We start from the raw sequence: 26,999 nt of genomic DNA on the forward strand, positions 1-26,999 counted from the left end.
AGGAAGGGAGGTGCCCGGCGATGTCGCGTGACGGGGACTGGGACCCTCTCGGCCTGGACCGTGACCCCACGCCCGGCGATCCCGAACGGCTGCGGGAACTCATGGCGTCCCAGTGGCAGCTCCTCCGCGTCGCCCAGAACATCGACGACCGCCTCGGCGAGCTGCTGAGCGACGACAGTTCGCAGTTCGTGGGCGAGACCGCCAACGCGATGCGCGAGACGATCGACAAGCGGCTGCGCGACTTCGTCAAGACTTTCCGCGAAGCCCACGAGGCGGTGCACGAGGGACTTTCGGTCTACGTCGACGCCGTGGAGAAGGCGCAGCTCGACGCCGACGCGGCGCTCACCGCCGTCCAGGGTCTCGAGGAGGACGACCCGGAGATCGAGACGCAGAAGGCCAAGGCCGAGGCCGCCGCGGACTCGCTGAGGGCCGCCGCCGACACGATGGCCAAGGTTTTCGAGGACGCCTCGTTCGCCATCTCGTCGCCGGTCGACGAGTGCGCCGAGTTCTGGAAGACGTTCATGTGGCTGTCGATCGCCCTCATGGGCCTCGGCCTCATCTTCGGCGGCCCGATCGCCATCGCCGGTCTCCTGGCCAACGCCGTGATGTTCGTCCACGAACTCATCGAGTTCGCCCACGGCAGGGGCAACGCCGGCACGCTCATCCTCTCCCTCCTCGGCATGCTCATCCCGACCACCCGCGGCATCCCGATCAGGAGCCTCGGCAACTGGGCCGCCAACTCGATCAAGTCCGCGATCGCCTCCGCCACGGCGGGTGCGAAGTCCGGCCTGGAGGCCCTCAAGACCCTCACCTTCACGCAGCTCATGACGAACATCGGCAGGGGCGCGCTCGGCGCAGGGGTCTCCACCGTCAACTTCGCCACCGGTGTCTTGAAGACGGGCGTCAACGCCGCAGTCGTCAGCAAGGGTGCGCTCGGCGCGGTATGGGCGGACGGCGGCGTCATGGGGCTCGCCGGCTTCACGCTCGGCTACGTCCCGGCCGCGGCCATCGGCCGGGCACTCAGAGGTGCCTGGAACCTCATGGGCGGCTCCAAGGGCTTCATCGGCCAGATGACCCACTACGCGGGTCAGCACTTCAGGGGCTGGGGGCCGCTGGCCCTCGTACTGCCCCTGAACGTGCAGGAGATCGCCGTCATCACCTCCTTCAGGAGCGCGATGAGCGCCCTGCGGATGGGCGTGTGGAACCGCGGCGTGCTCAACCAGTTCCGCGCGGGCGCCATCTTCGAACGAGGCGTCCCGGTCGACATCCGCGCCTTCAAGACGATCAACGGCGTATCGGGCCTGAAGGCGTCCAGGTTCAACCGGTACCAGCCGGCCGCGTACAAGACCCCGGAAGCGATCGGCTCCATCGGGCACCTGTTCCTGCCGCACTTCCGGAAGATGGTCGGCGGCCCCCCCGCTTTCGTGCTGGCCGGTCTGACGGGGGACGGCGGCACCGGCGCCGCCTCGGCGGCGGTACACGGGCTGACGCCGTCCGGCCTCGGCTCGACGCCGCCGTCCCAGGTGCCGGTCATCGAGGTGCAGTTCGCGGACCTGCCGTTCCGCGCCGGCTTCACCGACACCTCCCTCGCCGCCGCCGTGACGCGCCTCAGCCCGGACGACCTCGGCAACCTCGGTGCCCACGCCGCCCTGCAATCCGTGCCGTCGCCCACGGTCGTCGCCCACATGCCCGCCGGGAACGGCCAGACCACCGCCGTCGCGTTGCCGGTGCTGCCCTCGGGCTCCCACGCGGAGCTCGGCGGTTCATTCATGTCGCCCGCCGTCGGCCAGCAGGTCACCGCCACGATCGACGCGCAGGGGTTCGCCCCGATCACCGTCGTCAGGACGGGCGACGAGATCCAGATCGTGACGTCGGGCGGCAGGAGCTTCGACGTCTCCGTGGCCGGCATGCCGGTCCTCGGCGAGATCTCGACCGTCCACCTGTCCAAGCTGCCCGAGATCCCGACCGCCAAGGTGGCCGCCGACACGGTCGCCCTGGACGTCAATCTGGGGAAGGGGCCGACGCTGCGGATGCTGTTCTCCGAGAACAGCGTCGCCCTCGGCAAGGCGCCCGCCACGCTCGACGCCATCGGCGCGTTCCGCGCGTCGACCGCGGACCTGCCGACGTACCGGGAGGCCGTCCGGGAGGGGCTGCTCAACCACGCGCCGCCGGTCAGTCCCGCGAGCAGGACCGGGGACTACCTGAACACCGGTGTCCGCGACGTCCTCAGCGTCACGTCGACGTCCGCCAACCGGATGGAGATCAACACCGGGGACTCCGCCCTCGCCATCACGCTCGGCCCGGGCTACACGCACGGCGTCGACATGTCGACGGTCGGGTCGGGGAACAACGTCGCCCAGCACGGTCGCGGCACGGGCGCGGTCCCCGACTGGGCCGGCGCCACCAGCTACCGGGGCGACATCAACCTGCGCATCGCCGGAGTCGAGCCGATGAAGATCGGCACGATCGGCAGCAACTTCCCGCGCCCCCCGGCGGTCGAGACGTCCCTGACGGACGCCGTGCGGGCCAACGAACTCAACCCCGTCACCGCCCCGGCCAAGAACCCGCTGGGACCCGTGCAGCCCGGCGAGACCTCGCCCCCGCCCCTGCGGCCCGAGGGCGAGGGCACGCCCCCGGCCCACAAGGCGGACGCCCTGCGCACCCCGGCGCCCCCCGCACTGGAAGCCGACCACCCGCTGTGGTCGTTCAACCCGGACCTGGCCGCCTGGAACGCCCTCGGCGCGCTCGGGGTGTCGCGCGGTGCCCCGCCCCCGGCCGGGGGCATGGCCCCTCCCCCGCCCCCCGCCGTGCAGCACAGCGGGACCCAGGCCGCTTCCACGGGCGGTACCCAGCACGCGGACACGCCCGACACCACACCCCCCGTCCTCGGCGCCGACCACCCGCTGTGGAGGATCAACCCGGACCTGGCCCTCTGGAACTTCCTCGACGTCGCCGGTCTGCAGCGCGGTGCCTTCCCCGCCGGACTGTCGCACGTGGACCCGTTCGCCACGCCGCAGACGGGCGGAACGCCGGCCCCCTCCCCGGCCGCTGCCCAGCACACGGCCGGGACACCGACGACGCCCGGCAGCGGGCACGTCCCCGCCCCGGGGGAACGGCCCTCGCCCCTCCCGGCCGGTGTCACCGCCTACGACGTGCCGGGCCTCGACGGTGTCCGGCTGGAGATCCGCACCGGAGCCGGCGGCGTCCCGGAGCGGGTGCGGATCGTCTCCGGGGCCGACCACGGGATCACCGGCGTCATCGACGGGGACTCCGTCCGCCTCACCGAGACGCTGGAGGGAGGCGTCACCCGCCACCTGACGTTCACCCCGGCCGCCGGCGGCGATCTGCCGGTCACGGCCGAACGCCATGTCCCCCTCGGCGGCACCGGGTTCGACGGCACACACCTCCGCTTCGACGAGAACGCCCCCGGCACGCCGCCCGTGCTGGTGCGCGGCGACGAGATCGTCGAGCACGGCGTCGTCCCCCTCCTGGGCCGGGGCCGCACGGCCACCGACGCGTTCCTCGTCCGGCCCGACAGCACGACCGTCGGCGTGTTCCGGAACGGAGCGCTCACAAACGACCCCGTCATGGCCGGCGACGGCCTCTTCGTCGTGCAGCACGGCTCCGTGGCGTCCACCTACATGGACGGCGGCAGGCTGGTCACCCGCCTGTTCGCACCGTCCGACGGTCCGCTGGCGGGCCACCGGGTGATCGTCCCCGAGGGCGGCTGGCCGCCCTCCGTTCCCGGGCGGGGCGGCCGTCCCGCGCCGGGCACGTCGGTCGTGCCGCTGGAGGGCGGCGGGCTGCTGGTCACCGTCCCCGGCGTGCGCGCGGTGCTCAGCGACGACGGCGCGGTCACGCACCCCGCGGTCGCGCTGCTCGACGCGAGCGGCGCCAGGACCGGGCACGTCGTGACCGTGCCGGGGAGCGGGCAGGGCAGCCCGGCGGTGTACGACCTGGCCACCGGCGCCCGGGTGCCCCACACCGTGCGGATCTCTCCGCGCGGTCAGGTCGTCGTGCACGACGGCACGACGATCACCTATCACGAGGCGGACGGCAGACTGCTCGGCTCCTCGACCGAGCTGGCGACCGTCCCGGGCGGCCTCACCCTCGTACGGCCCGTGGCCCGCGACCCGCAGGTATGGGACGCCGACGGCGTGCGGACCGACATCCCCGTGACGAGGGTGGACGACGGCGTGACCGTCGACCTGCCCGGCGGCACGAAGCTGCACGTGGACGACGCGGGCCGCGAGACACCCGCCCCGGCGTCGTCTGTGGGGTCGCAGTCGTTCACGGTGCAGGTGTTCACCGGTCTGGAGCCGGGTGAGTCGGTGGGGCTTGTTGGTCGTGGTGGTGAGCACATCACTGTGGTGGTGGCGGATGGGGGTGTGGTTGCGCAGCGTGGGGGTGAGTCGTTCGGGGATGAGGTGTGGGTTTCCGAGTCGGTGGTGACGGTTCGGGTCGGGGATGTGGTGTCGTTCTTCGGGCGGCGTGGTGGTACTGGGTCGTGGGTGTCGGATGTGCGGTTGCCGTCCGATGGTGTGCCGTCGGTGGTGGCGCCGGTGGGTGGGGGCACGTTCGTTTCGCGGTGGGACGGTGACGCCGGGACGCTGGTCACGCTGCCGAGTGGCCGGGGCGTGGTGGTGGGCGGCGGGGGTGTGGTGACGCATACCGCGCTGGCCGTGGTCGACACCGGTGACCTGTCGCGGACGGTGATCGTCCGGCCGGTGGGTGGTGGTGATGCGCTGCTGGTGCGGGAGGTGTCCGGGGAGCTGGTGTCGTCGGATGTCGCGCGGCTGGCGGATGGTTCGCATGTGGTGACCGTTGGCGGGGTCGACAGGCTGGTCGGTTCGGACGGCAGTGTGTTGGGTGTTCTTCAGCCGTTGCCGGGGAATGATGCGTGGCTTCTGGTTCCTGGTGGTGATGCGGCTGCGTATGCGGTGCATGTGGTGGACGGGCGGTGGGAGCGGTTCGGTGGTCCGCTGAGGGTGGATCTGGAGTCGCTGGGCACTGTGCATGCGCTGCCGGGGGGTGAGGCGTCGCTGTTCCGTTCCGGTGAGGGGGATCTTGCCTACGTCGTGCGGATGGAGGACGGGCGGTGGCAGCGGGTCGAGGGTTCGTTCGTCACGGGTCTGGGTCCGCTGGGGTCTGTGGCGCATGTGCCGGGCCGTGAGCCGGTCGTCCTGAGCGCGGGGGGCGTCCATTCCTATGACGTGAGCGTGGTGATCGATGGTCCGGGGTTCCTGCGTCTGACGCCGGTGGACGGTGGTGCGCCGGTGCTGCTCGGCCGCGACCTCGAACGCCTCCCGAACCCGATCCCGCAGGCCGACGCGCCGCCCACCTCGACACCGCGCGGCCTGTCGGGCGAGCTTCAGATCGACGGCCGCTTCCTCGGACGCGACGACTCCGGCACGTGGCACATGCTGACGGACTGGAGGCAGGAGGGAGACGTGTTCGTCCCCCTCCGGAACCACACGGGCCAGCGCACCGACCGTTACCTCTGGATGCCGGGACCCGAGCGGTCGAGCACCTCGGCGATCTACACCGGTACCGACATGCTGGTTCCCGAACCAGTGGCGGTCTCCCAGACGTTGCGGAATACGCGGGGTCTGGTGCAGGGGGCGGATGGTTTCGAGGTGTTCGACGGCGCGGGCCGGTTGATCGAGTCCGGGCCGGGGTCTCTCGACGGTGCGATGTCCGGGAATCGTCTCGATCTCGATGACCCGGTCCGTCCGCGCCTGGTCGGTGACGGTGGTGGGGAGGTGGCCGGTTCGCGGGTGAGGCCGCTCGGTGATCATGGCTATCTGGTCACGGCGCCCGGGCACCGGCCGATGGTGGCGGACGCCGACGGGAACCACACCCACGACCTGATCCGGCTGCGGGACGAGAACGGGCGGGAGACGGACAGGTTCGTCATCGCACCGCTGCGCGGGAACGGGAACGCGGTCCTCTTCACGGACGACGGCAGTCGGCTTCCCGACGAGGTGCTGCCGGTCGGCCGCGACGGGGTTGTCGTCGCCCCGGACGCGTACGACCTGGTCTTCCACGGTGGAACGGGCATTCGTGTGGGCGACCCCGAACACGCGGTGTACTACGGCCAGGACGGCCTCGTCTTCGACCCGGTGGCCGGTGCGGGCAGTGGCACGGCCACGCCGCACGCGGCGGCGGAGAGCCGTTCCCCGAGCCCCGAGCCGGACACCGAGGAGGTGGACGGCCCGAGCTTCACGCTGCCGGACGGTACCCCTGTCTATCTGGGGAGCATGTTCCCGCGCACAGCCTCCCCGCAGACTGATGAGGACCTCTTCGGCGGGCTGAACCTCAACTACACCGGCGGCGGGGACGATGACTTCTTCCCTGGTCTCGGCGCGATGGACGACGAGCCGGAGCTGGGGCGTGCCGGTGACGATCCGGTGGGTGACACCGATGTCGAGCTGCGGGACGCCCCTGGTTTCGACGGCTTCACGCTGCACATCCCGGGCGATGACGGCCGGCCCAGTCTGCTGACCGGCGGATCGGGCTCCGGTTCGTTGCGCGATCCGCTGGTCACCGCTCTCCGGCCCGACGGTCCTTACCTGTTGGAGGCCGCGGACCGTCTTCCGGTGATCGTCGGCCCGGAGGGGGTGGGTGGTGCACACCTGCCGTTCCTGGATGAGACCGGCCGGTTCACGGGCCGGTATCTGCACATCTCCACCAACACGGTGTGGGACGTCGACAGGGGGCCGCTGGGCGGGGTGTTCGGCATGGGCACCTTCGACCGGTCCAGGTTCCTGATCATGAGCGACGACGGCATCCAGGTCCTCGATGGCCGGGGGCTGCCGTTGAGTGCCGGACCCGGACCGGCCGTCTCCCTCGACGGAGGTGTCGAGCGTCTGGATCTCAGTGTCCCGGGCGACCCGAGGCTCGTCCGGTCGGGCACCGGGGTGGACGGCTCCGTGGTGCGTGAGCTGGAGGGCACGCGCGGGGACCTGTTCCTTGTCCGGGTTCGGGGCGCGTGGCCGACTGTGGTCGACAGCGATGGTGATTTCGCCGGTGTCGCGTTCAGGCTGGACGACGGCGCGGGCGGGGACATCTACCTCGTACAGGGAGTGGACGACGTGGAGCGCGCCTACGGGGCGGACGGGCAGCTTCTGCCGTTCGATCTGTCGGTGCTCCCCCAGGGGGTCCGTCTCAGTCCGCGTGGTGCCGGTACGGCCCTGGAGTTCGACTTCGCCGGTCGTCCCCTGGCCGGCGACGGCACCGCGCCCGCGCCGGTCGTCCGGACCGAGGACGTTCAGTCTGCCGCCGGACCGGCGGCGGGTGCGGGCAGTGGTGCGTCCACGCCGCACGCGGTGGGGGAGAGCCGTTCCCCGAGTCCCGAGCCGGGCACCGAGGAGGTGAGCGGCCCGAGCTTCACACTGCCGGACGGGACCACTGTCGACCTGAGGGGCATGTTCCCGGGTGGTACAGCCGCCCCGCAGGGTGGGGGCAACCTCTTCGGTGAGGTGGACACCGACTTCATCCGTGGCCTCGACGAGGCGGATGATGCCGGGTGGAGGTCTGCCGACGAGTCGCAGGAAAGCGCTGCCGGTGACGGTCCGGTGGGTGACGCCTCTGTCGCACTCCGGGGCGGGCACGACTTCGCCGGCTTCACGCTGCACATCCCGGGCGACGGCGGGCGCCCCACGCTGCTGCCCCATGGCGACGACACGTTGGTCAACCCGTCCGTCACCACCATCGAGGGCACGCACTACCTGTTGGAGGCCGCGGACCGTCTTCCGGTGATCGTCGACCGGCACGGGGTGAGTGATGGATTCCTGCCGCTCCTTGACGAGACCGGCCGGTTCACGGGCCGGTATCTGGACATCGACCAGTACCGGGTGCACGACATCGAGGGTGAGACCCTGCCGATCGGCGGCTATGCGGCCTTCGACGGGTCCATGTTCGTGGTCGTGGGGGACGACGCCGTCCGGGTTCACGACGGCCGGGGGGTTCTGCTGAGTGACGGTCCCCGGCCGGCCGTCCCCTTCACGGACGATGTCGGTGGCCTGGAACTCCCTGTCGCGGGCAATCCCCGGCTCATCCGGTCGGACACAGCGGTGGACGACTTCGTGGTGCGCGAACTGGAGGGCACGCGCGGAGGCCTGTTCCTTGTCCGGGCGCCGGACGCGTCGCCGATCGTGGTCGACGACACGGGAGTGCTCTCCGGCGTCGCGTTCAGGGCGGACGACGGCGCGGGCGGGGAGATCTACCTCGCGTGGGGCTTCGATGACGTGGCGCGCGCCTACGGGGCGGACGGGCAGCTTCTCCCGTTCTACCTGACGGCGCTTCCCCAGGGCTTCCGTCTCGAACATCGCTTCACCGGTGCGACTCTGGAGATCGACTTCGCCGGCCGGCTCGTCGCCGGCGAGCCCGGGACCGGTCCCGCCGGGGTCGTGCACACCATCAATGGCGGCCCGCTCGACGGCAACCGCCTGGTGGATCCCGGACTGGACCGGGGCGACCCGTACCTGATGACGCCGGACGGGGAGCCGATCACCGGCACTCCCCCGATCCGGCTGGAAGGTGGCGGCTATCTCGTCACCCGCGGTCACGACGGGATGGTCCTCGACGCCTCGGGCACGTACACCCACCGGCCCGTCCACGAGGTCTTCGACGGCACCCCGACCGGCCACTTCTACGCCGTCCCGCTGAGCGGCCGGGGATCCGCGCCGGAGTACAGGACGACTGGCGCGCTGGTGGACGGCACCGCCATGGTCCGGTTCAACGGCAACCTCATCACGCGGAACACCCGCTTCGGCACCACCTACGTCGATGGGACGGGACGGTATCTGACCGGCAACGGTCCTCGCGTCGGCCCGAACGCCGTCACGGTGGATCGCGTCATCGACACCACCGTCCCGGATCGCCCGAGACTCGTGGTCCGCGAAACCGGCGATGAGGTGCGGGGGTCGCAGGCCGAACCGGTGGGCGACGGTCTGTATCTCGTCACCGCCCCCCGGTTCAGGCCCGTTCTCGCCACCGCCGAGAGCGAGATCACGCACGACATGGTGCTGCTCATCCGGCACGACACCATCGAGCGGTTGATCGCCGTGCCCGTGGGCGGTGAAGGCCCGATACTGGCCTTCCGTCCCACGGACCTGCGGCGGACGGGCGAGAGCGTCGAGCTGTCGCCCGCCGGCATCACGGTCATCGATGGCGACCGGATCAGCACGTACGACCTGATCGGTAACAGCACCGGTGCCGGCGTGCGCCCGAGCGGGGGGCTGCTGCACGGGTACGACGTCTGGTTCACCCGCGGCCAGGCGCCGCGTGTGGTGCCGGTGCACGGTGCCGGGGGCGAGGAGCTTCCCGTCACGCCGCTTGGGGGCACGCGCGAGTTGTACCTCGTGGAGACTCCTGGTGGGCGCGCTGTTCTGGAGAGCTTCGCGCGCTCCTACCCGTGGGACGCGACGCCGCTCCGGGGCCAGTTCACCGAACCCACGGGTGTGTACGCGTTCCTCCCCGCCGAGGGAAGTCGGAGCGGGGCCGCGCTGTATCTGAACGGCACGATCGTGGATGTCACGGCGAGCACGACGCGCGGCGCCGGCGGTGTCGAGGTCGTGACGCTGACGTGGGACGGGGGGAGCTATCAATTCCGCGCCGGCAGCGGCCGTTTCCAGGGCAGCACGCTGACGGTGAGCGACGACCTCCTCGGTCCGGCGGCGGTTGTCGTGCGGGTGGACGGGCCGCTGCTGCCGCCCCGTGTGACGGACGGGGCGGGCAACGGGATTCCGAACGCCTCGGCGCAGATCCTCGGCCCCGGCCGCACCCTCGTCATCATCGGCGAGCAGCGCTTCCTCGTCAGCGTCGTCGCCGACAACGGTGTCGCCGGCACGACGGTCGAGCGTGCGACGCTGCTGACGGGGCGTGCGCCCGGACGTCCCGACGTCCTGGCGCTGACGCGCGGCGACGGCACGCTGAACTCGGTGCCGGTGGGCACGGACGGCGTCCCGGTCACCGGCACGACGCTGGAGCGGCTGCTGGACGGCGCTCTGGGGCTGCGCGGTGGCGACGGGGCGATCGAGCGGTTCGACGGGGAGACGGGCGCCTTCGAGGCCGCGGAGTCCGGCACCCCCGTCCGCGTCGAGGAATCCGGGCAGACGGCCGACCGGCCGTCCGACTCGGATTCCGAGGACGACCTCTTCGCCGCTCCGCTGCGCCGGTCGACCGGGGGATCGGGGTCGCAGTCGTTCATGGCGGCTCCGGTGACGGGGATCGTGCCGGGTGAGTCGGTGGGGCTTGCTGGTCGTGGTGGTGAGCACATCACTGTGGTGGTGGCGGATGGGGGTGTGGTTGCGCAGCGTGGGGGTGAGTCGTTCGGGGATGAGGTGTGGGTTTCCGAGTCGGTGGTGACGGTTCGGGTCGGGGATGTGGTGTCGTTCTTCGGGCGGCACGGTGGTACTGGGTCGTGGGTGTCGGATGTGCGGTTGCCGTCCGATGGTGTGCCGTCGGTGGTGGCGCCGGTGGGTGGGGGCACGTTCGTCTCGCGGTGGGACGGTGACGCCGGCACGTTGGTGGTGTTGCCGAGTGGCCGGGGCGTGGTGGTGGGCGGTGGGGGTGTGGTGACGCATACGGCGCTGGCTGTGGAGGGTACGGGGGATCTGTCGCGGACGGTGATCGTCCGGCCGGTGGGCGGTGGTGATGCGCTGCTGGTGCGGGAGGCGTCCGGGGAACTGGTGTCGTCGGATGTCGCGCGGCTGGCGGATGGTTCGCATGTGGTGATGGTGGACGGGGTCGCCACGCTGGTGGACCGGGCTGGCAGCGTGCGGGGTGATGTCGAACCGTTGCCGGACGGTGGGTGGCTGCTGCGTTCCGCGCACGGCGGCCGTTCGCAGACGGTGACGGTGGAAAGCGGGCTGCTCGGGGTGCCCGCACCCCCGCTGTCCCGTGAGGGAGGCCCGGAGTCCGTACCGGAGAACACCGCCGGCCCGACGCAGGGCAGCACCCACCCCGTGCCCGGCCTGACCGGGTATCGGTGGGTGGTGTCGCCCGGTGGTGGGGAGGCGCCTCATTTCGTGGGCGTGGACGGTCTTCGGGTGTCCGGTCGGCCTCCCGTGCCGGATCTCGGTGACGGCGTGGACCGGGTCTGGCTGCGGGTGCATGCCGAGCACGGCAACGGCACGCTCGCGCTCGTCCCGGAGTACGGTCCGGGGGAGGGGCTGCTGCTCGACAACAGTGGGGTGCGGAACGCCACGGTCGACGAGTTCGGCGGCGGCGTCCTCGTCGTCCACCCGAGGGACAGCGACGGTGAGAACCTGGTCATCGAGCGGGAATCCGGGAACGTGGTGCCCACCACCCCCGAGACGGACGGTGTGCCCGACGGCATGGTCCTGCTCCGTCTCGATCTGGGTGCGGGAGCCGGCGACGGTGACGTCTTCGTCGTTGTCGATCCGGACACGGGGCGTGCGGTGGGCAGGGCTGCAACGGATGCAGACCTGGGCGACCGTGCCCTGGTGCTGTGGCCGAACGGCGACTCGGATCCGGTGGTCATCGACCGGTACACCGGCGAGGAGTTGGCCGTCCCCGTCCAGGTGTGGGGCGATCATGACTTCGTGGGGGCCGAACTGTTCGTCCCCGGCGACGGTGGTGTCCCCCGGTTGACGGGCACGGCGGAGCGGCCGCTCGTCGATCCGTCGGCGGTCGCCATCGCCGAGGACACCTACCTGCTGACGGCGGAGGGCCTGCGCCCGGTGGTCGTCTCGGCGGGGGGCGACCCCCTGGACGACGCTTTCGTGCCCCTCCTGAACAGCACCGGCCGGTTCACGGGGCACATCCTGGACCTCGAGGCGGGAGTGGTCCGGGATCTCGACGGCGTCCCGCAGTCGATGACCGGCAGGCCGGTCTTCGACGGTGCCGCGTATGTGCTCTCGGGCGCGGACGGGGTCCGGGTCCACGGCGCTCGCGGCGACCTGTTGAGCACGGATCCCAGGCCGGCGGACGCCGCGCTGCGCGGCAACGCATTGGACCTGAGTGTCCCGGGCAACCCGCGGCTGGTGCGGGCGGGGACCACCGACGAAGTGCTCGGCTCGCGGGTGGTGGAGCTGGACGGCATGGGCGACCAGTACCTCGTGCGGGCGCAGGACGCCCCCCCGGCCGTGGTGAACGCCGACGCGGAGATCGTGGACGACGCGGTCAGGTTCGGGAATGTGGACGGCGCGGACGCCTACGTCCTGAGCAGGAACGGGGAGTACCCCGCTTTCGGGGCGGACGGGCAGCGTCTGCCGTTCACCACGACCGTGGTTCCCTGGGGCGTCCGTCTCGAACCGCACGGCACGGGTCCGTTCCTGCAGTACGACTTCACGGGCCGTTCCCTTGACGACACAGCTCCGGAGCCATTGGCCCAAGCGGCCGGCCCCACGGATCTCCCTCGGCCGGAGGGGCTGGAGAACCTTTCGCCGGACAGCCCGAGGACCACGTTCCACGAAGGGGACGGCCGCACCGTGGGCGTCCAGCAGTCCGCGCCCACCGGTCCGCGGCCCGTGGGCACCATCATGACCATCGATGGGAACCGGGTGCTGGTCCGGGACGGCGCACCGGTTCCGGAGTCCAGGGTGACGGCGCTGGGGCCGGGCCGCGACCTGATCCGGGAGCCCGGCGCCGCGCCCGGCATCCTGGACGCCCAGGGTGGGTGGCGCAACGTCGACATCGTGCCGCTGCGCGACACGGCGGGCCGACGCACCGGCGCCATGCTGATCCACGACCTCTCGGGCTCGGGACAGATGGAGGTCTACCGCCCGGGCCAGGGCATCACCCGGGAGACCGTCGCCCGCGGCACCGACCCGAGCCATCTGATGGTCCGCAGCGCGGACGGCTGGACGATAGACGTCCACTCGATCCGGGGCGACCTGCTCGAGCACTTCTGGAGCAGCGCGATGCGTGGCGGGATCAACGTGACCTTCCCCCTGCACGGGCCGAACGCCGGGCAGGCCATCACCTCGCCCGGGGTCACCGCCCACCCGCTCGGTGGCGACGGCTGGGCCTTCGAGTGGGACGGCGACCTGTTCTTCCTGGACCGCTCGGGCCGGGAGAGCCGCGGCATCGTGCGCCTGGCCGGCGACGACCGTGCTGTCGTCCGCCCGGGGGCCGATGGCGGCACCGTCATCGCGCGCGACCGGTTCGTCACGCGGCCGAGAGAGGGTGCCCCGGGCGGGCTGACGCTCTACGAGGACGGTGTCCGCAGCGAGGCGCCCGTGACGCTGGACAACGGCTTCTTCACCGTGCCGACGACCTTCGGGCGCCGGACACCGGAGCGCGGCGCCGCAGCCGGGGAACCGTTCGCCACCGGCTACCAGACGTTCCGGCCGGACGGTGCCTGGCAGTCGTCCACGCTCGTCCCGAACGGCGGCCCGCTGGCCGAGCTGCTCGGCGACAACGCTGTACTGGTCTTCCGCGCGGGAGACAGCACCCCGGAGGTCATGCGACCGGGCGGCAGCCCGGTGCTCGACTCCAGCACGCTGGAACTGCCCGACGGCAACTTCCTGCTGACGGTGGGCAGTCGGCGTGGCGTGATCGATGCCACGGGCACGATCACCGAGCAGCGCCCGGGGGCGTTGCTCAATGCTCGTCGGGGCGGTGAGAACGGGGAGGAGAGCGGTTTCTTCCGCGTGGCTCCGGTGGGTGGGGGTGAGCCGCTGGTCTTCCGTGGTGATGGCGCGCCGGTGAGCGATGTGGTGGTGGACGGCGGTGTGGTGTCGTTCTCGTGGGGTCGTTCGTCGTTCGAGTTCGATGTGTCGTCGGGTGCGTTGGTGTCGTGGTCGGTGGTGCCGGCGTCCGGGCCGCTGGCGGGTGCGGCGCTGCGGTGGGCGGAGGGTGCTGATTGGTCGTTCCGGTGGGTGGGGTCGGATCAGCTCCTGGTGACGGCTGGTGGGCGGCGTTTCCTGGTCGATGTCGATGGTGTGTTGTCGCGGCCGGTGGTGGTGCTGACCGGTCGTGAGGAGCGTCCGGATCTGTTGGTGGTGCCTTCGCGGGACGGTGGGGTGTATCCGTTGCCGCGCGGTATGGATGGCGCGGTGCTGGTGGACAGTGTGGTGCGGTGGTCGCCGGACGGGGCGTTCCTGCTGCGGGGTGCTGATGGTTCGGTGGAGCGGTTCGACGGGGCGACGGGTGAGTTGCTGCCGGGTGGTGGGGACGTCCCGGCGATGGGTGCGTTGCGGCCGGGCGAGATCGACGGGCTGACCGCGGCGGATCGTGATCTGTACCTGGCGCGAGGGATGTCGGGGCTGGATGTCCGGGCGGGTTCCGCGTCGCCTGTGGGGTCGCAGTCGCTCATGGCGGCTCCGGTGACGGGGATTGTGCCGGGCGAGTCGGTGGGGCTTGTTGGTCGTGGTGGTGAGCACATCACTGTGGTGGTGGCGGATGGGGGTGTGGTTGCGCAGCGTGGGGGGGATTCGTTCGGGGATGAGGTGTGGGTTTCCGAGTCGGTGGTGACGGTTCGGGTCGGGGATGTGGTGTCGTTCTTCGGGCGGCACGGTGGTACTGGGTCGTGGGTGTCGGATGTGCGGTTCCCGTCCGATGGTGTGCCGTCGGTGGTGGCGCCGGTGGGCGGGGGCACGTTCGTTTCGCGGTGGGACGGGGACGCCGGGACGCTGGTCACGCTGCCGAGTGGCCGGGGCGTGGTGGTGGGCGGCGCGGGTGTGGTGACGCACACGGCGCTGGCTGTGGAGGGTACGGGGGCGCTGTCGCGGACGGTGATCGTCCGGCCGGTGGGCGGGGGTGATGCGCTGCTGGTGCGGGAGGCGTCCGGGGAGCTGGTGTCCTCGGATGTCGCGCGGCTGGCGGACGGTTCGCATGTGGTGACCGTTGGCGGGGTCGACAGGCTGGTCGGTTCGGACGGCAGTGTGTTGGGTGTTCTTCAGCCGTTGCCGGGGAATGATGCGTGGCTTCTGGTTCCTGGTGGTGATGCGGCTGCGTATGCGGTGCATGTGGTGGACGGGCGGTGGGAGCGGTTCGGTGGTCCGCTGAGTGTGGATCTGGAGTCGCTGGGCACTGTGCATGCGCTGCCGGGGGGTGAGGCGTCGCTGTTCCGTTCCGGTGAGGGGGATCTTGCCTACGTCGTGCGGATGGAGGACGGGCGGTGGCAGCGGGTCGAGGGTTCGTTCGTCACGGGTCTGGGTCCGCTGGGGTCTGTGGCGCATGTGCCGGGCCGTGAGCCGGTCGTCCTGAGCGCGGGGGGCGTCCATTCCTATGACGTGAGCGTGGTGATCGATGGTCCGGGGTTCCTGCGTCTGACGCCGGTGGACGGTGGTGCGCCGGTGCTGCTCGGCCGCGACCTCGAACGCCTCCCGAACCCGATCCCGCAGGCCGACGCCCTGCCGAGCGAACCGTCACGTGTCCCTTCGGAGCAGTTCGACGAACTGGATACGGAAATCGGCGACGATGTTGTCGTCCAACGCGACAGCACTGGTACATGGCGCCTGGAGCCCGGCGGAGAACTTCTCGGCGACGTGTTCACCCGTCTCCTGGACGACGCGGGTCGGCCCACCGACCGCTACCTCTTCTTCCCTGGGTCCGACTCGGCAGGTGGTCCCACGGTCTTCGAGGGCACCACGACCGGGCTGACCGCCGCACCGGACCGGGTCATCGCGGTGCTGGGGAATACGCGGGGTCTGGTGCAGGGGGCGGATGGTTTCGAGGTGTTCGACGGCGCGGGCCGGTTGATCGAGTCCGGGCCGGGGTCTCTCGACGGTGCGATGTCCGGGAATCGTCTCGATCTCGATGACCCGGTCCGTCCGCGCCTGGTCGGTGACGGTGGTGGGGAGGTGGCCGGTTCGCGGGTGAGGCCGCTCGGTGATCATGGCTATCTGGTCACGGCGCCCGGGCACCGGCCGATGGTGGCGGACGCCGACGGGAACCACACCCACGACCTGATCCGGCTGCGGGACGAGAACGGGCGGGAGACGGACAGGTTCGTCATCGCACCGCTGCGCGGAAACGGGAACGCGGTCCTCTTCACGGACGACGGCAGTCGGCTTTTCCGCACTGTTCGGCCGGCCGGTCCCGATGGGTTCTCAGCCGAACTGGGCGATGTTCCGCGTGTCCACGACGCGTCGGGCACTCCGGTCGGCCACGCTGTGCCGCTGGCAACGGGAGACACGCTGTACGTCTTCCACAACGGCCGGGCACCGTTCATCAACACGCCGAACAGCATCTTGTTCGACATCCACATCCGGATCCTTCCGGACGGGAGCGTCGGAGTCCTCCTTCCCGGCGGGCGCGGCATTGCTGTCAACGCCGACGGCGTGCAGACCCACACGGCCGTCCTCCTCGACGCGGTGGATGAGGCCGACCGGGGCGTGGCGTTCGTTCCGGTGAACGGTGACGGTCCCGGGTACCTGAGGACCCGGGAAGGTGCTCCGCTGCCCGCTCCTGTCGTGGCGGAGAACGGCCTCGTCCGTGTGGGCGACGGCGACGACGTGGTGCTCTACGGGCGGGACGGGGCCGTCCTCGATCCGGCGGACGGCGGGAACAGCGGCCTGACCGCGCCCCGACCGGAAGCGGAGGACCGGCCCACGACCCCGGACCCGCCGGACGACACCACCTACCGGTTCGTGATCCGGGACAACGACACCGATCCGGAACCCCAACGCGTCGAGCTGGCCCCCGATGTCTTCCTGGACCGGTCCGGGGGCGAGATGAATCTCGTGAACGGCATCGACATCCGTTCGCACGAGGTGACGCCGCTGCTGCGCCCGGACGGCCGGACGGAGAACGGCTTCTATCTCGCGTCTCCGGTGGCAGGGGGCGAGCCGCTGGTCTTCCGTGGTGATGGCGCGGTGGTGGACGGCTCGGGGGTGGACGGCGGTGTCGTGTCGTTCAGGTGGGGTCGGGCGTCGTTCGAGTTCGATGCGTCGACTGGTGTGCTGACGTCGTGGTCGGCGGTGTCGCCGTTCGGTCCTCTCGCCGGGGTGGAGCTGCGCTGGGGGAGCGGCGCGTCGTCGCCGGCCGACTGGGTGGGTCCTGATCAGGTGTTGGTGGGGTCCGGCGGGCGGCGGTTCCTCGTCGACGCGGAGTCGGCCATGGCCCGCCCCGTGGTGGTGTTGTCGGGGCGTGGTGAGGGTCGTCCTGGTCTGCTGGTGTCGCCGGGGTCGGGGGGTGGGGTGTATCCGTTGCCGCGCGGTATGGATGGCGCGGTGCTGGTGGACAGTGTGGTGCGGTGGTCGCCGGACGGGGCGTTCCTGCTGCGGGGTGCTGATGGTTCGGTGGAGCGGTTCGACGGGGCGACGGGTGAGTTGCTGCCGGGTGGTGGGGACGTCCCGGCGATGGGTGCGTTGCGGCCGGGCGAGATCGACGGGCTGACCGCGGCGGATCGTGATCTGTACCTGGCGCGAGGGATGTCGGGGCTGGATGTCCGGGCGGGTTCCGCGTCGCCTGTGGGGTCGCAGTCGTTCATGGCGGCTCCGGTGACGGGGATCGTGCCGGGTGAGTCGGTCGTGCTGCGGGGTCCGCAGGGCGGTGAGACGGGGATCCGTGTGACGGTCACGGACCAGGGGGCGTTCCTATTCCGGAACGGTGTGCATGACGCGGCGGCGGAGGTGCGGGTCACCGAGTCGGTGATCACGGTGCTGCTGGACGGCCGGTTGTGGGTGTGGGGGCGTGAGGGGACGTTCCTCGGCCGGCATGTCACGGGTGGTCCCGGTGGGGCTCAGACGTTCGTTCCGGCGCCGGGTGACGGTCCGGTGGTGGCGTGGGCGCCGGACGGGTCGTTCGTCGTCTCGCGTGACGGACTGGGCGAGGCGTTCACGAGCCGCGGCGAACTCGTCGCCCGCATGCGGGGTGTGCCGGGTCTTGACGGATACACGCTCGTCTCCCCGGCCGGTGGGCGTCCGTTCGTCACCGACGGCGAGGGGCGGCGGGTGCCGACCGTCCCGGTCGGCGACGACGTGCTGGTGGTTCCGGTCACGGGCGGCCGTCCCGTCGCCCTCGTCACTGACGACACCCCGGGCATACCGGCACCGCGGGTCCACGACCTGGGCGACACCGGCTTCGCCGTCGAGGCACCGGGCCGGGGCGCGGTACTGATCGGTCCCCAGGGGACGCACACCCACATCGCCGTGCCCGTCGACGAGGGCGCCGGGCACTTCTACGCCGTCCCCGTCGACCGGCGGAGCGCCCCCGCCTGGTACACCGCCGACTTCCAGCGCCTGGACGTCCCGGCGAACAGCGCGGACGGTGTCCGTGTCACCGGGCTGACGGCCGAACGCGGTCGCCCGCCGGCGGAGTTCATCGTCTGGCCGGCCGGCAGTCAGAACGGCCGGCCGGTCGCCGCGGACGGGACGTCGCTGCCCGGGTTCGCGGTCCGCGACGCCAACGGCATCTCGGTGCAGCCCGAGGGGTATTACGGCGTCGTCCGCCGGTACGACAGCCAGGGAGTGCTGTACCGGACGGACATCCGCCCTCGCGGGTGGGAGTACGCCATCCAGCACTTCACGGACGGCACCCTGCCACGCGTCGACTCCGCGGGCCGGGAGCAGAGCGTCTACACCGTCCGCGAACTCGCGGGGGCCGGCTTCCTGGTCGAGCGGCGGAACAGCGTGAGGGCTGTCGACGCGTCGGGCGAGGCGTCGGAGGTCCGGCGGTTCAGGGACGCGACGGGCGCTCCGGACGGGCAGTACCTCCTCCTGGCCCAGGACGCCCCGCCACGGCTGTTCCAGGGTGACGATGTGCTGTACGCCCTGCCCGATCGGCCCATGGTGTCCTTCGGGGGCCGCCGGGTGCTTGTGGAGCGCGACGGTGTCCTCGACGTGTACCAGGTCGACAGGCTGGTCCATTCCGGTCCTGGCCGTGTCGAGGGTGCGATGCACGGCCATCGTCTGGACTCCTCCGGCGGTCGTCGTGTGCCCGATCTGGTGGACGGGGACGGGCACACGGTCCTCGGCTCGACCGTCCACGAGCTGACGGGCGGGCACCTGCTGGTCCAGGCCCCGGACCTCCGGCCGGTGCTCGTCGACGGGCAGGGCATCCCGACCGGGGACGTCCTGCCGCTGCTCGACGACGCGGGGCGGGCCACCAGCACACTGTTCGTCGCGCCGGGCGGTGGTCGTCCCTTGCTCGTCAGCACCGACGGCACCCCGCTGAGCGGTCGGCCGGCCCTGGGCAACGACGGCTCCGTCACCGTGCGATCGGACGGAGGGGCGTTCACCACGTACGACATGGCCGGGCGCCCGATCCGCCACGGAACCGACCTGTCCCTGGGCGAGCCCCCGGTGCGGGTCCGCATCACCTTCGATCCTGAACGAACCATGCCTTACGTCGAGTTCAGGACTCGGGAGGGCTGGCGCGGCCACAACGCCGAGCCGTTCGGCGACGACGCCTTCGCCGTCCGCGTCCCCGGCACGGCGGGGGCCGTGGTGGACGGCCGGGGCCAGATCGTTCAGCTCGGGGTGCCTGTCACCCGGAACGGTGCCGCCGACGGCACGTCGGCACCCGCGTCGCCCGAGACGCCGGGGGCGCCGCTGTCCCGCGGGGAGGGGTCGGAACCCGCACCGGGGAATGCCGCCGCTCCGACGCGGGAGTGGCCGCTGAGGTCGGGTCGGGACGAGACCGTGGTGGACGGTCCCGAGGGAAGGTTCATCCGCGGCCCGCAAGGTGAACACACCCACAGCGTCGTGCGGCTGCGCGACGCGGACGGCACACCGACCGACCGGGCCGTGGCCGTTCCCCTGCCCGGGCATGACCGCGCCGCTTATCTGCTCGACGGCAGCATGACCCGGATCGTCAGGACCGACAGCGTGTTCCATTCGGCGCAGCGGATCCTCGTACGGCGGGAGAGCGGCACCGGTGCTCCCTTCCATGTCCATGACGCTCAGGGCGGCCGGGTCGGCACCGGGTACCCGGTGCCCGGGCGCAGCAACCTTCTCGTCGTCCGGTCACCGCAGGGCGTGCCCCGGCTGGAGAACGGCAACGGACCGCTGCCCGGTACCCGCAGGACCGACCTGGGCGACGGACGGTTCCTGCTGGCGGGGGACGACATCGAGTTGGTCGTCACCGGCGGGGGCGTCCCTCTCGTATCGATGCGCCTTCCCATGCCGGAGGGGGACAGCAGGGTCTTCACGGCCGTCATGGCACCGAGGGACTTGGGAGGGCCGGCGCTCTACGTGGACGGCCTGCGCGCGTCCGGTCCGGTGGCCGAGACGTTCGGCGGACGGCGGTTCATCCTGCAAGGCGGTACCCCGGAGGACGTCCACACGATCTCCATCGACCGCCGCGGCGTCATCGTCGGCAGTCGTTCCGGTCTGCTCACGGGTCCTCGGCCGGAGGGCGGGATCGGGTTCGTCGATGGGGTTCCGGTGCTGGTCCGGGATGGTGTCGAGGTTCCGGGGTCCACCGTGACGGAGCTGGGGCCGGGTCGCCATCTGGTGGAGCAGGAGGGTGCCGCTCCTGGTGTCCTGGACGGGGCGGGGAACTGGACCAATGTCGATATCGTGCGGCTCCGGGACCGGGCGGGGCAGCCCACCGGCGCGCTGCTGATCCACACCATGTCGGGGGAGGGGCAACCGGAGGTCTTCCGCCCCGGCCAGGGCGTCACCCGCGAGACCGTCACCAGCGCGAACACCCCGAATGTCCTCGTGGTCGCCAGCGAGGACCGCCTGTCCCTGGCCTTTTACGCGCCGCAGGGCGGGTGGCTTCGCCTGCAGCAGCGTGGCAGCGGGTCGTTCGACGACATCACGGTGGAATTCGGTCCTCACGGGCACCCGACCGTGCTGCCCGTACGGCCCGACGGTGTGGTCCTCCCCAGCGGAAGACCTGCGCGAGGCGACGTCCTGATCCATCGACTCGGTGACGACGGTTTCGTCTTCGAGCGGGGCAACCGCCGGTTCTTCCTGGACACCTCGGGGCGGGAGAGCCGCGACGTCATCCGCCTGGGCAACGACCACCGCTTCGACCTCGACGGGCGGCCCGTCGGCGGCGCCGAGGTACCGGGTGTCAGGTTCGTCACGGAGCCCAGGGGAGGAGGCGTCGATGACGCGCCGGTGCTGTACGAGAACGGAATCCGCAGCGACGTCCCGGTGACGCGGGGCAGCGAAGGGTTCACGCTGCAGCTGTCCTCCTGGCGCCAGACTTTCCGGCCGAACGATGGCATGTGGATGTCGTCGACGGTCGTCCCCGACGGGGGACCGCTGGCCGATCTACTGGGCGAGGACGCCATTCTCACCTTCCGCGGGGGGGAGTCCAGGCCGTATGTCGCCGATCCCGACGGCGATCCGTTGGACGATGCCGATGTGTGGCCCGTGGGCCGCGGGTTCCTGGTGTCGGTGGACGGCCGGCACGGCATGGTCAACGGCGACGGCGTCCTCACTCATCACGTGAGGCCGTCCGGCGGCCCGGGGAGCGATCCGGAGGCGCACGGCTTCCTCGCCACGCCCGTGGACACCGCACCCGACTTCCCGTTCCTCCTCTTCGGCCCCCATCGCCGCCACCTCGGGATCACCTATCCGTTCACCGGAGGTCCGCTGGCGGAGCTGGGTGACGGTTCCCTGTTCATGGCGCGGTTCGACGGTGCTCGCCCGCAGGTGGTGGACCGCGCCGGTGCCGAGGTTCCGGACGCGGAGGTCGTGGAGCTGGCGGACGGCGTCTTCCTGGTGCGTGTCGGGGACGTGTCGGGTGTGGTGAACAGGCTGGGCGTCCATTCGCACGGTCTGATGGACCTGCTGCGCGGTGTGGGCGGGGAGGAGAGCGGGTTCCGATTCGCGATTCCGGTGGCAGGGGGTGAGCCGCTGGTCTTCCGTGGTGATGGCGCGGTCGTGGAGGACCTGTATGTGGGCGACGGCGTGGTGTCGTTCACGTGGGGTCGTTCGTCGTTCGAGTTCCGGGCGTTGAGTGGCGAGTTGGTGTCGTGGTCGGCGTCGCCTGCGCTGGGGCCGTTGGCGGGTGCGGCGCTGCGGTGGGGGAGTGGTGACGGCTCGGCGTTGCGGTGGGTGGGCTCGGACGATCTGTTGGTTCCGGTGGAGTCCGGGCACGTTCTGCTAGGTGTCGATGGTGTGTTGTCGCGGCCGGTGGTGGTGCTGACCGGTCGTGAGGGTCGTCCTGGTCTGCTGGTGTCGCCGGGGTCGGGGGGTGGGGTGTATCCGTTGCCGCGCGGTATGGATGGCGCGGTGCTGGTGGACAGTGTGGTGCGGTGGTCGCCGGACGGGGCGTTCCTGCTGCGGGGTGCTGATGGTTCGGTGGAGCGGTTCGACGGGGCGACGGGTGAGTTGCTGCCGGGTGGTGGGGACGTCCCGGCGATGGGTGCGTTGCGGCCGGGCGAGATCGACGGGCTGACCGCGGCGGATCGTGATCTGTACCTGGCGCGAGGGATGTCGGGGCTGGATGTCCGGGCGGGTTCCGCGTCGTCTGTGGGGTCGCAGTCGTTCATGGCGGCTCCGGTGACGGGGATCGTGCCGGGTGAGTCGGTGGGGCTTGCTGGTCGTGGTGGTGAGCACATCACTGTGGTGGCGACGGGCGGGGGTGTGGTTGCGCAGCGTGGGGGTGAGTCGTTCGGGGATGAGGTGTGGGTTTCCGAGTCGGTGGTGACGGTTCGGGTCGGGGATGTGGTGTCGTTCTTCGGGCGGCACGGTGGTACTGGGTCGTGGGTGTCGGATGTGCGGTTCCCGTCCGATGGTGTGCCGTCGGTGGTGGCGCCGGTGGGCGGGGGCACGTTCGTCTCGCGGTGGGACGGTGACGCCGGCACGTTGGTGGTGTTGCCGAGTGGCCGGGGCGTGGTGGTGGGCGGCGCGGGTGTGGTGACGCACACGGCGCTGGCTGTGGAGGGTACGGGGGATCTGTCGCGGACGGTGATCGTCCGGCCGGTGGGCGGTGGTGATGCGCTGCTGGTGCGGGAGGCGTCCGGGGAACTGGTGTCCTCGGATGTCGCGCGGCTCGCGGACGGTTCGCATGTGGTGATGGTGGACGGGGTCGCCACGCTGGTGGACCGGGCCGGCAGCGTGCGGGGCGGCGTCGAACCGTTGCCGGACGGTGGGTGGCTGCTGCGTTCCGCGCACGGCGGCCGTTCGCAGACGGTGACGGTGGAAAGCGGGCTGCTCGGGGTGCCCGCACCCCCGCTGTCCCGTGAGGGAGGCCCGGAGTCCGTACCGGAGAACACCGCCGGCCCGACGCAGGGCGGACCCGGGCACGACGACTGGCCGATCGAGCAAGGGCCGCTCGCGGGCAACGTCCTGCGCGTCCCGCACGATCGCGGCATACGCCCGAGCGTCGTCGACGCGCACGGCAGCAAGCTGGACGATGTCGACGCCTGGCAGCTCGACGTGTACGGGACCGTGGTGCTCGGCCCCGACGGAGCACACATCCGTGGCTACCAGGCCCACCGCACGCACGACATCCTGCAACTGCGCGGTCCTGACGGCAGACCGACGGGCCAAGCGGTGGCTGTGCCTCCACAGGGGCAGTTCGGCAGTTCCTTGCTGCTCGACGGCCGTATGACCACGGTCATCAGCTCGCAGGCCGTGGCCGTACACACGGAGCGGATCTTCGTGCGGCAGGGGAACGGCCCCGGCGCTCTCGTTCATGTCCATGACGCCCAGGGCGGCTGGGTCGGCACCGGGTACTCGGTGTACGGAGTCGGCGACTTCCATGTCGTCCGGCCACCGCAGGGGATCCCCCGACTCGAGAACGGCGACGGACCGCTTCCCGGCATCACCACGACCGACCTGGGCGACGAGCGGTTCTTGTTGCGGGGACGCGGCAACGAACTGGTGGTCAACAGCGAGGGCGCCCGCCTGCCTGTGCTGAACGTCGTCGGCAGTAGCGGGAATCCCACGGACCTCATGATCGTCAGGGCGCCGGAGAGCGAAGGCGGCGCGGCGGCCTACCGGAACGGCCGGCTCCTGTCCAGCACGGTGGCCGAGACCTTCGGCGGACGGCGGATCGCCGTCGAGATCCGCTTCCGGGACAGCGCCGCGGTGTCCGTCTACGACCACCACAGCGGTCGCTCCGTCGGCAGTCGTTCCGGTCTGCTCACGGGTCCTCGGCCGGAGGGCGGGATCGGGTTCGTCGATGGGGTTCCGGTGCTGGTCCGGGATGGTGTCGAGGTTCCGGGGTCCACCGTGACGGGGCTGGGGCCGGGTCGTCATCTGGTGGAGCAGGAGGGTGCCGCTCCTGGTGTCCTGGACGGGGCGGGGAACTGGACCAATGTCGATATCGTGCGGCTCCGGGACCGGGCGGGGCAGCCCACCGGCGCGCTGCTGATCCAGAACATGTCGGGGGAGGGAGCGCCGGAGGTCTTCCGCCCCGGCCAGGGCGTCACCCGCGAGACCGTCACCGGCGTGACCGACCCGCGTCTCCTGGCGGTGATCAGCGAGGACGGCCTGTCCCAGACGCTGTACACGCTCGGTGGCAGGTGGCGTGAGCACCTTCACCGCGGTACGGGTCCGTTCGATGACGTCATGGTGGAGTTCTCACGGAACTCGGGTCCGGTCGTGCGGCTCGACGCCTCTCTCGATCTGAGCCTGCCCGCCGGACGGGGCCGCGTCGACGTTCACCCACTCGGTGACGACGGTCTCGTCTTCGAGCGGGGCGACGACCGGTTCTTCCTGGACACCTCGGGGCGGGAGAGCCGCGACGTCGTCCGCCTGGGCAACGACCACCGCGTCGACATCGACGGGACACCCGTCGGCGGTGCCGAGGTGCCGGGTGTCAGGTTCGTCTCGGTGCCGCGGGAGGGCGTCGACGGCGCGCCGGTGCTGTACGAGGACGGAATCCGCGGCGACGTCCCGGTGACGCGGGACGACGAAGGGTTCACGCTGCAGCAGTCGTTCGGGCACCAGGCGTTCGGGCCGAACGGCGTGTGGCGGTCGTCGACGATCGTCCCGAATGGTGGGCCGCTGGCCGATCTGCTGGGCGACGACGCCGTTCTCACCTTCCGCGCGGGGGAGTCCAGGCCGTATGTCGCCGGTTCCGACGGCGTAGAGCTGACGGGCACCACGGTGCGGGACCTGGCCGGTGGCCACTTCCTGGTGTCGGTGGACGGCCGGCACGGCATGGTCGACGGCGACGGCGTCCTTACTCATCACGTGAGGCCGTCCGGCGGTCCGGGGAGCGATCCGGAGGCGCACGGCTTCCTCGCCACGCCCGTGGACACGGCAGCCGACGCCGTGCAGCTCCTTTACGGCCCCCATGGCCGCCTGCTCGGGGGCGTCACTGATTTCGACGGGGGTCGGCTGGCGGAGCTGGGCGACGGCTTCCGGTTCTTCGCGCCGCTCGACGGTGCTCTTCCGCGGGTGGTGGACCGGTTCGGTGCCGAGGTTCCGGGCTCGGAGGTCGTGGAGCTGGCGGATGACGTCTTCCTGGTACGGGCCGGGGGCAAGACGGGTGTCGTGGACGACATAGGTGTCCACTCGCACGAGTGGAAACCGCTGGTGCGCGCGGACAGGACGGGCAGCGGGGACAAGGAGGAGAGCGGGTTCCGGTTCGCGATTCCGGTGGGTGGGGGTGAGCCGCTGGTCTTCCGTGGTGATGGCGCGCCGGTGAGCGATGTGGTGGTGGGCGGCGGTGTGGTGTCGTTCTCGTGGGGTCGTTCGTCGTTCGAGTTCGATGTGTCGTCGGGTGCGCTGGTGTCGTGGGAGGTGGTGCCGGCGTCCGGGCCGCTGGCGGGTGCGCCGTTGCGGTGGGCGGAGGGTGCTGATTGGTCGTTCCGGTGGGTGGGGTCGGATCAGCTCCTGGTGACGGCTGGTGGGCGGCGTTTCCTGGTCGATGTCGATGGTGTGTTGTCGCGGCCGGTGGTGGTGTTGTCGGGGCGTGGTGAGGGTCGTCCTGATGTGGTGGTGTCGCCGGGGTCGGGGGGTGGGGTGTATCCGTTGCCGCGCGGTATGGATGGCGCGGTGCTGGTGGACAGTGTGGTGCGGTGGTCGCCGGACGGGACGTTCCTGCTGCGTAGTGCTGATGGCATGGTGGAGCGGTTCGACGGGGCGACGGGTGAGTTGTTGCCGGGTGGTGGGGACGTCCCGGCGATGGGTGCGTTGCGGCCGGACGAGATCCGTGCGCTGAGCCCGGCGGACCGGGGCCTGGTGGCCGCGCGGGGAGCCGAGCCGGAAGATACTTCCGCACCCGTTCCGTCGTCCGCGTCGCCTGTGGGGTCGCAGTCGTTCTGGGGGTACCCGGTGACGGGGATCGTGCCGGGCGAGTCGGTGGGGTTGCGTGGTCCGGGCGGTGGGGACCTGGGGTTGCGGGTCGAGGTCACGGATGAGGGCGCCACGTTCTTCCGTGGGAATGACCGGGTGGATGCCGCGGTGGTGCGGGTCACCGAGTCGGTGATCACGGTGTTGTTGGATGGCCGGTTGTGGGTGTGGGGGCGTGAGGGGACGTTCCTCGGCCGGCACACGATGGGTGGTCCCGGTGGGGCGCAGACGTTCGTTCCGGCGCCGGGTGACGGTCCGGTGGTGGCGTGGGCGCCGGACGGGTCGTTCGTCGTCTCGCGTGACGGACTTGGCGAAGCGTTCACGAGCCAGGGCGAACTCCTCGCACGCATGCGGCCGGTGGCCGGTGCGCCCGAGGGCACGGTGCTTGTGCTGCCGGTGCACGGTCACCCCTTCGTGACGGACCCGCAGGGCATAGCCCTGCCCGACGCGGTGCGGCTGCTCGACGGCGAACTCGGGGCGCCTGACGAGTTCCTTGTGGCTGTGCCGGGCGTGGAGCCGTTCACGGTGCGCGCCGACGGTACGCCGGTGACGAGGACGGCGACGGAGACACCCGCCGCACCCGCGTCGCCGGAGGTGTCCGGACTGCCCGATTCGCCGGGTGCACCACCGGCACGAGAGGAGGGACCCGAGTCCGTACCGGAGGGCACTGCCGGTCCGACGCAGGGCAGCCACAGGTACCGGGACCAGCCGATCGAGGAAGGGCCGCTGGCGGGCAGGTTCCTGCGGGTGCCGTCCGATGGCGCCGCAAGGTTGCACGTGGTCGACGCGGACGGCAACGAGGTGGGGACGACTCACTACGTCCCTACGTTGGGGAACGTGGTGACCACCCGGACGGGCAGTTCGTCGTGAGGG

General features: G+C 71.3%; 1 protein-coding gene. It reads left to right on the forward strand.

The window, feature by feature from the left end; translation table 11 throughout:
* Positions 1 to 20 precede the first annotated feature (20 nt).
* Positions 21 to 26,996 (forward strand): hypothetical protein, encoded by a 26,976-nt coding sequence (locus tag EMA09_RS15535; protein ID WP_129841625.1) that lies wholly within the window; start codon positions 21 to 23, stop codon positions 26,994 to 26,996.
* Positions 26,997 to 26,999 lie beyond the last annotated feature (3 nt).

The sequence above is a fragment of the Streptomyces sp. RFCAC02 genome (assembly GCF_004193175.1).
Lineage (GTDB): Bacteria > Actinomycetota > Actinomycetes > Streptomycetales > Streptomycetaceae > Streptomyces.